The following is a 10,454-nucleotide window of genomic DNA, read 5'->3' on the forward strand; positions in this document are numbered from 1 at the left end:
GCCGGTCATGACGGAGCAGATCGAGGAGCGCCTGTCCGGACGGACGTCGGAGGCGCAGGCCGCGCGCACCGACCGCCTGATCCGGGCGGCGATCGAGCTGGCCGGCCAGGGTGGGTACGAGGCGGTCCAGATGCGCGAGGTGGCCCGGATCGCCGGCGTCGCCCTGGCGACGCTGTACCGCTACTACCCGTCGAAGAACGAGCTGCTGCTCGCCGCCGTCCGGGACGAGATGAGCAAGCTCGACGACGACGTCCGCACCCGCCCGCCGCGGGCCACCACCCCCGAGCGACGGGCCGGGGAGGTCTTCGCCCGGGCCTTCCAGGCGATGCGCAACGACCCCGGCTTCGCCCACGCCGCCCTGTCCGTCCGCCAGTCGCCGGCCCCGTTCGGAGCCCACGAGTCGGCGCGACCGCCGGCCGGCACCGAGTACACGTTCGTCGACATCGCCGGCCGGGCGGCCTGGGGCGACGACCACCGGCTGACGGCGGCGCAGCGGCTGGCCCTGCAGATGGTCGAGTCGCTGTGGATCAGCGGCACGATCGACTGGCTCAACGGGCGGCTGACCGCCGACGCGGCCGTGCAGCGGATCCGCGTCGCCGCCGAGAAGCTCCTCAGCTGACTCCACCGCGGCTCCTTGACAGCCTTCGGAGCCCGGTATGACGATGACCACACCCGCAGGTAGAACGCGTTCTATCAAGTCCCGCAGGAAGGCCTGAACCGCATGTCGACCGAAGAGTTCCGGGCCAAGGCCCTGGCCTGGCTCCAGCAGAACGCCAAGCCGTTCGACGAGAACGAGCCGGGCGGCGGTGGCGCCACGCTCGAGGAGTCCAAGGCCTTCCAGAAGGGCCTGTGGGAGGCCGGGCTCGCCGGCATCACCTGGCCGAAGGAGTACGGCGGCCAGGGGCTCGGCACCGCCGAGCAGCTCGCCTTCAACGAGGTGGCCGCCAACTTCCGGCTGCCGGTCGGCCCGTTCGTCATCGGCCTGGGCATGCCCGCGCCCACGCTGCTCGAGTTCGGCACCGAGGAGCAGAAGAAGCGCTACATCCCGCCGATGCTGCGCGGCGACGAGATCTGGAGCCAGCTGTTCTCCGAGCCCAGCGGCGGGTCGGACGTCGCGAGCCTGCAGACCTCCGCGACGAAGGTCGAGGGCGGCTGGCTGATCAACGGCCAGAAGGTGTGGACCTCCGGTGCCCAGTTCAGCGACTTCGGCGCCGTGCTGGTGCGCACCGACCCGACGCGGCCCAAGCACCAGGGCATCACGATGTTCATCGTCGACCTGCACCACCCCGGCGTCACCGTGCGCCCGCTGGTCGTGGCCACCGGCGACGCGCCGTTCAACGAGGTCTTCTTCGACGACGTCTTCGTCCCCGAGGACGCGGTCATCGGCGAGGTGAACAACGGCTGGGCCGTGGCCGTGGCGATGCTGCGCTACGAGCGGGTCACCATCGGCACCGGTGTCCGCGGGCGCTCCAACCCGCTGGGCTACGACGCGCTGGTCGAGCTCGTCCGCGCGCGGGGTCTGGACTCCGACCCCTCGGTGCGCCGGACGCTCGCCCAGGTGTACGCCAAGGAGAGCGCCATGCGCACCTATGCCTCGGTGCTGCACCAGGAGGCCAAGGCCGGCATACCGATCGGCGCGCGCGGCTCGGCGGCCAAGCTCGCCGGCGCCGTCTTCCCGCTGTGGGTCGCCGACCTCGTCCAGGAGATCTTCGCCGAGGAGCTCGCGCTGCAGACCCCGGACACCCTTCCCCTGACCCGGGCGATCCTGGCCGCTCCGGGCTACGCGACGGCCGGTGGCTCCAACGAGATCCAGCGCAACATCATCGCCGAGCGGGTCCTGGGTCTGCCCAAGGACGCCGGCGTGGACAAGAACATCCCCTTCAACCAGCTGAAGCTGTCCAAGTGACCGCCGCGCCCGCCCGAGGAGCAAGCGACGTGACCCTCATCGACACCGACGACCAGCGCGACCTGGCCAGCAGCGTCTCGCGGTTCGTCTCCGGCCAGGCGCCGATGTCCGCCGTCCGGGAGACGATCAAGTCCGAGGCCTCCTTCGACCCCGCGGTCTGGCGGCGGCTCAGCCAGGAGCTCGGCATCGCCGGCCTGGCCATCCCCGAGGAGTACGGCGGCTCCGGCGCGACGTGGTCCGACCTGGTGGTGGCGGTGCGCGCGCTCGGCGCCGGCCTGGTGCCGACGCCGCTGTTGGCCACCAGCGTCCTGGCCGCCGGCACCCTGCTGGCCCTGGACGACGAAGAGGCCCGCCGCGAGTGGCTGCCCCGCTTCGCCGAGGGCAGCGCGATCGGCACGCTCGCCGTCAGCGAGGGTGGCCGCGGCTGGGTGCCGGTCAACCCGTCCTGCGTCGTCGACGACGGCACGGTCACCGGCACCAAGACCGGCGTCCTCAACGCCGCCGAGGCCGACGTGCTGCTCGTCAGCACCGCCGACGGGATCGTCCTGGTGGAGAAGGACGCGCCGGGCCTGACGGTGACGCCGGTCGAGGGCCTGGACCTGACCCAGGGCCTCGCCACCGTGACCCTCGAGCGGACGCCGGGGCGCCTGCTCGCCGGGGACGCCGCGGTCGCCCTGGACACGGTGCTCGACGTGGCCAACCTGGTGCTGGCCAGCGAGCAGGCCGCGGCGACCAAGGCGTGCCTGGACATGACGACCGAGTACGCCAAGATCCGCTACAGCTTCGGCCAGCCGATCGGCATCTACCAGGGCGTCAAGCACCCGCTGGCGAACATCTACACCGACTGGGCGCTGACCGACGCCGCCGTCCGCAAGGCGTCGGAGTCGTTCGCCGCCGGCAGCGAGACCGCCTCGCTGGACGCCGCCGTGGCCCGGCACCTGGCCTCCAGCGGCTACATCGAGGCCGCCAAGCAGACGATGCTGCTGCACGGCGGCATCGGCTTCACCTGGGAGCACGACGCGCACCTCTACTACCGCAACGCGATCACCGGCAACGTGCTGCTGGGCGGGCCGACCTTCCAGCAGGACCGCATCGCCGAGAAGCTGGGGGTCTGACCGCCGTGTACCCGGGCACCTGGGCGCAGCAGACGCCGGACAAGACCGCGATCGTGATGGCCGGCTCCGGCCGGTCCCTCACGTACAAGGAGCTCGACGACAACAGCCGGCGGACGGCGCACTTCCTGCGCGACACGCTGGGGCTGAAGACGGGGGACTCCATCGTCGTCCTGAGCGACAACGTGCCTGAGACGCTGGAGCTGTACTGGTCCGGCGTGCGCATCGGGCTGTACGTGACGTTCGCGAACAGCCACCTGGCCGCCCCCGAGGCCGACTACATCATCGAGAACTCGGGCGCCCGGGCGCTGTTCGTGTCGGCGGGCCTGTCCGACCTGGCGTCGAAGCTGCAGGCGAACGGTGTCGAGCGTCGGCTGATGTTCGGCGGGACGATCGAGGGCTACGAGAGCTACGAGGAGGTGCGCGACGCCGCGTCGGACGAGCCGCTGGTGGACCAGCCGCGGGGCGACACGATGCTCTACTCGTCGGGCACCACGGGGCGGCCGAAGGGGATCAAGCGTCCGCTGACCGGCCAGCAGGTGACCGAGATGAGCAACATGTCGGCGGTGCTGCAGCTGCTCTACGGCATGACGGAGGACACCGTCTACCTCTCGCCGGCGCCCGCGTACCACGCCGCGCCGATGGCATTCATGGCCGCCGTCCAGTCCCTCGGCGGCACCGTGGTCATGATGGAGAAGTTCGACCCCGAGGGCGTCCTCGAGGCGATCCAGCGGTTCGGTGTCACCGAGACCCAGATGGTGCCGACACACTTCGTCCGGATGCTCAAGCTGCCGGAGGACGTGCGCAACGGCTACGACCTGTCGTCGCTGAAGATGGTCATCCACGCGGCGGCGCCGTGCCCGCCGGACGTCAAGCGGGCGATGATCGACTGGCTCGGGCCGATCATCATGGAGTACTACTCCTCCACCGAGGCGGCCGGTTCGACCTTCATCGACTCGGCGACCTGGCTGGAGCACCCCGGCTCGGTGGGCAAGCCCACGACCGAGGGCGCGCTGCACATCTGCGGGCCGGACGGCACGGAGCTGGGCCCGGGCGAGGTCGGGATCGTCTACTTCGCGTCGCCGACCGGCGAGCGGCCGTTCAGCTACCACGGTGACGAGGAGAAGTCGCTGAGCGCTCAGCACCCCGAGCACCCGGGCTGGACCACCGTCGGCGACCTCGGTTACGTGGACGAGGACGGGTTCCTCTACCTGACCGACCGCTCGACGTTCATGATCATCTCCGGCGGGGTCAACATCTACCCGCAGGAGATCGAGAACGTCTTCACCCTGCACCCGAAGGTGTCCGACATCGGCGTCATCGGGGTGCCGGACCCGGAGATGGGCGAACGGGTGGTGGCCTTCGTCGAGCCCGCGGAGGGCGTCGAGGGCACTCCGGAGCTCGCCGCGGAACTGGCGGCCTTCGCCCGGGAGCAGCTGTCCGGCTTCAAGGTGCCCCGGGAGTTCCACTTCCGCGACACCCTGCCCCGCACGCCCACCGGGAAGATGGTGAAGGGCAAGCTCCGCGACGAGTACGCCACCTCCGTGAGCTGACGTCCCCACCCGCCACCACATCGACGGCCACACGAGCCTCCAGGAGTATCTGCATGACCGAAGCACTGATCATCGACGCTGTGCGCACCCCGCGCGGGACCGGCAAGGTGGGCAAGGGGGCCCTGGCGCACATGCACCCCCAGCACCTCGCGGCCACCGTCCTCAAGGCCCTGAAGGAGCGGAACGACCTCGACACCTCCGACGTCGACGACATCATCTGGTCCACCTCGTCGCAGAAGGGCAAGCAGGGCGGCGACCTGGGCCGGATGGCCGCGCTCGACGCCGGCTACGACGTCAAGGCCTCCGGGGTCACGCTCGACCGCTTCTGCGGCGGCGGCATCAGCGCCGTGAGCCTCGCCGCGGCCCAGGTCATGTCCGGCATGGAGGACCTGGTCGTCGCGGGCGGCACCGAGATGATGTCGGGCACGGCCGCCCTGGCCCAGGAGGAGCGGGCGGCGGGGCTGCGGATGTACGGCATGGGCGCGGGCAACGCCCGGCTGCAGAAGGTGCACCCGCAGTCCCACCAGGGTGTGTGCGCCGATGCGATCGCGAGCCTCGAGGGCATCGGCCGCGAGGACCTGGACGCCCTCGGCCTGCTCAGCCAGCAGCGCGCCGCGGTGGCCATCGCCGAGGGACGGTTCGACAAGAGCCTCGTGCCGGTGCTCGACGACGACGGCAACGTCGTCCTGGACAGGGACGAGTACCCGCGTCCGCAGACGACGGCCGAGGGGCTGGCTGCGCTCAAGCCCGCGTTCACCCAGATCATGGAGATGCCGCTGGACGAGGAGGGCAACACCGCCCGCGGGCTGATCAACCAGAAGTACCCGGAGCTCGACATCCAGCCGGTCCACCACGCCGGCACCTCGTCCGGCGTCGTCGACGGCGCCGCAGCGGTCCTCCTGGCCTCTCGCGCCTACGCGGAGGAGCACGGCCTGACTCCGAGGGGCCGCGTCGTGGCCACCGCGAACGTCGGAGACGACCCGACCCTGATGCTCAACGCGCCGGTGCCCGCGGCCAAGAAGGTGCTGGCGAAGGCCGGGCTCACGAAGGAGGACATCGACCTCTGGGAGATCAACGAGGCCTTCGCCGTCGTCGCCGAGAAGTTCATCCGGGACCTGGAGCTCGACCGGGACAAGGTCAACGTGAACGGTGGCTCGATCGCTCTCGGCCACCCGATCGGCGCCACCGGCGCCATCCTGATCGGCACGCTCCTCGACGAACTCGAGCGCACCGGCGGTCGCTACGGGCTCGTCACCATGTGCGCGGCGGGGGGCATGGCCCCGGCCATCATCATCGAGCGCCTCTGAGGCGGTCCTGGTGAGCGCGGGGCGGTTGGAGCGCGACCGCCCCGCGTTCCGCCGGGTCAGAAAGGCGGCGGCTCCTCGTCCACCGGGGCCGGTTCCGGTGGGCCGGGTGGCTCGGACAGCACCCGCCATCCGGGTGGGCGGCTGACCCGGGTCACCCCGGACGGCGTGATGACGGTGAGCACGCCGTCGTCGCTCAGGGTGTGCGTCCACCCCTCTGCGTGGGTCTTCAGCCGGTGGTGCCGGCGACACAAGCAGCACAAATTCGCGCAATCGGTCGCGCCGCTCGCGCCGTGCGGGATCACGTGGTCGAGGTCGGCCCATCCGGCGCTCACGCTGCAGCCGGGATGCCGGCAGGTGCGATCGCGGGTGACGAGGAATCGGCGCTGGCGGGTCGAGGGGCTGTAGCGGTCGACCGCGGGAGGCGCGGTGAGGACCGGGCACCCGCACGGCGACCCTGGGTGCTCAGGGCACCCGCGGGCGGCGAGGCGCTCGATCTCGGGGCGTCCCGTGACGGCGAGGAGGCGACCGCACGAGTCGGTGATGGCGATGTCGAGACTGCCGCCGGTCGGTACCTGGAGCCCTCCGGGGCAGAGCGCGTCGAGCTGCTCGAGGAGTTCCCGCAGGTGGGCGGCGGTGATCGCTTCTCCGTCCACCTCGCCCACCGGGGCGGGAGCCAAGGGGGGCGCCCCGGCGGGCCGGAAGGCGGCCGGCAGCGGTGCACCCGAGTCGAGGAACCCGCCGACGGTGAGCGCACCGAGCGGGGCGACGACCGTCAGGTGCGCGACCACCGACGGCCGCTCCTGCCACGGGCGCAGGAGCAGATCGATGCCGGCGCCGACGCGGAGCATCCCGAGGGGGCGTTGATCGCCGGCCTCCCGGGCGGCGTGGGCATGCGCATCGAGCGTCCGCCGGCAGGCCACCGCCTCGGAATGCGGCATGCGCATGGTCAACTCGCTCATGCCGTCACCCGTCCGCCGGACCTCCACGTCCGCCGCGCGGCGCTTCAGCTTCCGGCGCCGTTCGTGCGCCGCCTCGTCGCGGGCCATCAGCTCGCGGCGTACCAGCTCGCGCAGCTGCCGCACCGAGAGGTCGGTCGCCACCGGGAGGACAGCGGCTTCGACCGCGGCCACGACCGCCGGGTCGCTGTCGTCCGCCGGGCGTCCCAGCTCCGCCGCGATCGCCCGGGCCCGGGACCAGTCCAACCGCCCCGTTGCCAGCTCGTCCCGGGTGGCGGGCAGCCGGGTCGCCAGGATCTGCGCCTGGCCCAGCAACTCGACCGCCGCCGTCCAGCTCGTGTTGAGCACCAGCGCGAGTTCGTCGACCGCGAACTCGCTCGTCCCGTCGGGCCCTACCTCGGCGGCTCGGGCCCGCCCTGGGCGAGGGTCGTCCGCGGCGGGTCGGTCGTGCGCGATGTCGAGGACCAGGTCGAGCTTCAGTGCCGCCAGCTGTGCCTCGGCGGCGGTGATCTGCTCAAGCAGCTGCGCGGACTCGGCCGACGAGCGACGCCGCGGCAACCAGTCGGCCAGCTTCTCCGTGCCCGGCCACGGATCAGGGTCGACCAGCTCCCACGGCGACGGCGTGGGATCGACCGGCGTGACGGTCACGCCGACGGCGAACCCGGTCGATGACATGGCCTGAAGCTAAACCTGGGGTACGACAATTCCGGCGCTGAGCACGGAGACCGGCCGGTAGAGGTAACCGGTGGCAACGGCGTCCGGCTCCGCGATCACCTGAGCGGCGCATCGCGGCGTGTGGTCATGTCGGTCTCGTGACGATGCCGCGAACCCCGGACACGAACAACACGTGGTCGGTAGGTTTGCGATCCAGATCACATGTCGCGCCGCCCGAGGGAGACTCTCGTGCAGGAGTACTCCAGCCCCGCCACGTTCGACGTCCCGTCCACCGCCGCGCTCCCGGACGCGGTCACCGAGCATGCCGAACGGACGCCCGACCGGGTGACCCTCAGCCGCAAGGTCGGCGACCGGTGGGCGCCGGTGACCAGCGCCGAGTTCGCCGACCAGGTCGCGGCCCTGGCTCGCGGCATGATCGCCGCCGGCGTCCAGGCCGGGGACCGGGTCGGCATCCTGAGCAGGACCCGGTACGAGTGGACCCTGGCCGACTACGCGGTCTGGACCGCCGGCGGCGTCCCGGTGCCGATCTACGAGACGTCGTCGGCCGAGCAGGCGCAGTGGATTCTCTCCGACTCCGGCGCGGTGGCGGTCGTCGTCGAGAACGCGGACCACCAGGCGCTCGTCGAGTCGGTGCGCACGGAGCTGCCGGCGCTCCGGGATGTCTGGCAGATCGAGGCCGGCGACCTCGACGCCGTGTCGGCCCGGGGCGAGGGCGTCGGACCGGAACAGCTGGCCGAGCGACGGGCGACGCTGTCGGTCGACTCGCTCGCCACGATCATCTACACCTCCGGCACGACCGGGCGGCCCAAGGGCTGCGGGCTCACCCACGGCAACTTGCTCTACGTCGCCGAACTGGCGCCCACCGTCATCCCGGCGATGCGCGACACGGACGCGAGCTCGCTGCTCTTCCTGCCCCTGGCGCACGTCTTCGCGCGGATCATCGAGATCAGCTGCATCCAGAACGGCGCCCGCCTCGGCCACACCAGCGACCTCGCCGACCTGCTCACCGACCTGGACACCTTCAAGCCGACGTTCCTCGTGGCGGTCCCGCGAGTCTTCGAGAAGGTCTACAACGGCGCGCGGCAGAAGGCGCACGGTGACGGCAAGGGCGCGATCTTCGACCGGGCCGAGCGCGTGGCGGTGTCCTGGTCGAGGGCCCAGGACACCGGCGGCCCCGGCCTGCTGCTCAACCTGCAGCACAAGCTGTTCGACGCCCTCGTCTACGGCAAGCTGCGGGCGGCCATGGGCGGCGAGGTCCGGTACGCGCTGTCCGGTGGAGCCCCGCTCGGCGAGCGGCTCGGCCACTTCTTCCGCGGCATCGGCGTGACCATCCTCGAGGGGTACGGGCTGACCGAGACCAGCGGACCGGCCACGGTCAGCGGACCCGATGCGCTGAAGGTCGGGACCGTCGGCCGCCCGGCACCGGATTCGGCGGTCCGCATCGCCGACGACGGCGAGATCCTGGTGCGCGGTCCCCAGGTGTTCACCGGCTACTGCAACAACCCGGAGGCCACCGCCGAGACGATGCGCGACGGCTGGTTCGCCACCGGGGACATCGGCGAGATCGACGCCGAGGGCTACGTGACGATCACCGGGCGGATCAAGGAGCTGATCGTCACCGCCGGCGGCAAGAACGTCTCCCCCGCGATCCTCGAGGACGCCATCCGTGCGCACCCCCTGGTCAGCCAGTGCATGGTCGTGGGTGACAACCGGCCGTTCATCGCTGCGCTGATCACCCTCGACGTCGAAGCGCTGCCCGGCTGGCTGGAGAGCAAGGAACGCCCTGCGGACACGCCGCTGACCGACCTGGTGCGCGACCCGGAGGTCGTCGCGGAGATCCAGGCCGCCGTGGACAGCGCGAACAAGAAGGTGTCGAAGGCGGAGTCCATCCGGTCCTTCGAGATCCTCCCGATCGAGTGGACCGTCGAAGGTGGCCAGCTCACGCCGTCGCTGAAGCTGAAGCGCTCGGTCGTCATGAAGGAGTTCGCCGGCGAGGTCGAGAAGATCTACGCCGGCTGAGCGCCCCTCTGACGGCGGAAGGCCCTGCCCCGGCGGAACCGACGGGTAGGGCCTTCCTGCTGCTCCCCCGACTGGACTTGAACCAGTAACCCTGCGATTTGATCTTGAGGCGTTTGCTCGCGTTGACCCGCGCTGAATACGCAGGTCGGAGGCGGTGCGAAGCGTTGGCTGCGACGGCTGGTGACGGCTGGTTGCGGGAGTATTGGATGCCTAAAGAGTGCCTGTTGCAGGGGCCGCCGCCAGTGACGATCACCGGCCCGGAGCCTTGGTGGACGCCCTGGATCCACTCATCGCTACTGACTCCACCCTTCCTCGAAGGCGCCTGCCGCGGGCAGCGTGACACCCGCGACTGACGTCCCGTGGTCGAGATCGCGACAGGACCGGAGCATGTGTCGGCGCTCCCCCATGGACGACAAGGCCTGACGGCGAGACTCCCCTCGACCGAAGCTTCGGCACACGCCTGGTCGAGGGCCGCCACATCCCGATTCTCGGCGGGGTGTCACCAAATGGCCCCGAATAGCGCCTTCTCCCGGTGAGAGCGACTACTCACCAGCGGGAGCAGGGATGTGCGGTCAGGGCCGTGCCCCGTGGGGTGGTGTAGATCGTCCGCGTGCTGCTCTGCGGTGTTGCTGACTATGCCGTCTGCAGGGCGGGCTGGTCGATCACCTCGCTGGGGTCGGTGCAGCGGGGCTCGAGAGCGGTCGGCTCGGGCGGGTTGAGCAGAGCCATGGAGGCTTCGGAGAGGTAGCGGCGGTCGGAGACCTGCCACTCGTCGTGGGCCTCGATCAGCACGCAGCTGGCCAGCCGGAGCAGGGCGGTGTCGTCGGGGAAGATGCCCACGACGTCGGTGCGCCGCTTGACCTCCTTGTTCAGCCGCTCCAGCGTTATCTTGAGCCGCGCCGAGGGTGTCCGGCATGTAGCTGACG

General features: G+C 71.0%; 8 protein-coding genes. 6 read left to right on the forward strand and 2 right to left on the reverse strand.

Features of this window, described 5'->3' with window-relative positions; translation table 11 throughout:
- Positions 1 to 7: 7 nt before the first annotated feature.
- The 5 genes from A6V29_RS09480 (at position 8) to A6V29_RS09500 (ending at position 5,878) form a co-directional block, all read left to right on the forward strand.
- Positions 8 to 619, forward strand: a complete 612-nt coding sequence (locus A6V29_RS09480) for a TetR family transcriptional regulator (RefSeq protein WP_137160063.1) — start codon at positions 8 to 10, stop codon at positions 617 to 619.
- 102 nt (positions 620 to 721) lie between these two features.
- A complete protein-coding gene (locus A6V29_RS09485; protein WP_137160064.1) occupies positions 722 to 1,906 on the forward strand; it encodes an acyl-CoA dehydrogenase family protein in 1,185 nt (394 codons plus the stop codon).
- 29 nt (positions 1,907 to 1,935) lie between these two features.
- Positions 1,936 to 3,021: an acyl-CoA dehydrogenase family protein gene (locus A6V29_RS09490; protein WP_170977799.1), complete on the forward strand. Its 1,086-nt coding sequence runs from the start codon at positions 1,936 to 1,938 to the stop codon at positions 3,019 to 3,021.
- A gap of 5 nt (positions 3,022 to 3,026) precedes the next feature.
- Positions 3,027 to 4,571, forward strand: a complete 1,545-nt coding sequence (locus A6V29_RS09495; RefSeq protein ID WP_137160066.1) for an acyl-CoA synthetase — start codon at positions 3,027 to 3,029, stop codon at positions 4,569 to 4,571.
- A gap of 53 nt (positions 4,572 to 4,624) precedes the next feature.
- Positions 4,625 to 5,878: an acetyl-CoA C-acetyltransferase gene (locus A6V29_RS09500; RefSeq protein WP_137160067.1), complete on the forward strand. Its 1,254-nt coding sequence runs from the start codon at positions 4,625 to 4,627 to the stop codon at positions 5,876 to 5,878.
- Positions 5,879 to 5,934: 56 nt separating this feature from the next.
- On the opposite strand, the gene A6V29_RS09505 is transcribed toward A6V29_RS09500, so the two are convergent.
- Positions 5,935 to 7,509 (reverse strand): HNH endonuclease signature motif containing protein, encoded by a 1,575-nt coding sequence (locus A6V29_RS09505; RefSeq protein WP_137160068.1) that lies wholly within the window; start codon positions 7,507 to 7,509, stop codon positions 5,935 to 5,937.
- A gap of 228 nt (positions 7,510 to 7,737) precedes the next feature.
- On the opposite strand from A6V29_RS09505, the gene A6V29_RS09510 reads away from it, so the two are divergent.
- Positions 7,738 to 9,528 carry an AMP-dependent synthetase/ligase gene (locus A6V29_RS09510; protein ID WP_137160069.1) on the forward strand — a complete coding sequence of 597 codons (1,791 nt, stop codon included), beginning with the start codon at positions 7,738 to 7,740 and terminating at the stop codon, positions 9,526 to 9,528.
- Positions 9,529 to 10,161: 633 nt separating this feature from the next.
- On the opposite strand, the gene A6V29_RS09515 is transcribed toward A6V29_RS09510, so the two are convergent.
- Positions 10,162 to 10,454 (reverse strand): transposase (locus A6V29_RS09515; protein WP_170977800.1); only part of this gene is annotated, 293 nt, incomplete at its 5' end.

This window comes from Blastococcus sp. CCUG 61487 (genome assembly GCF_005222955.1).
In the GTDB taxonomy this organism is placed as follows: domain Bacteria; phylum Actinomycetota; class Actinomycetes; order Mycobacteriales; family Geodermatophilaceae; genus Blastococcus.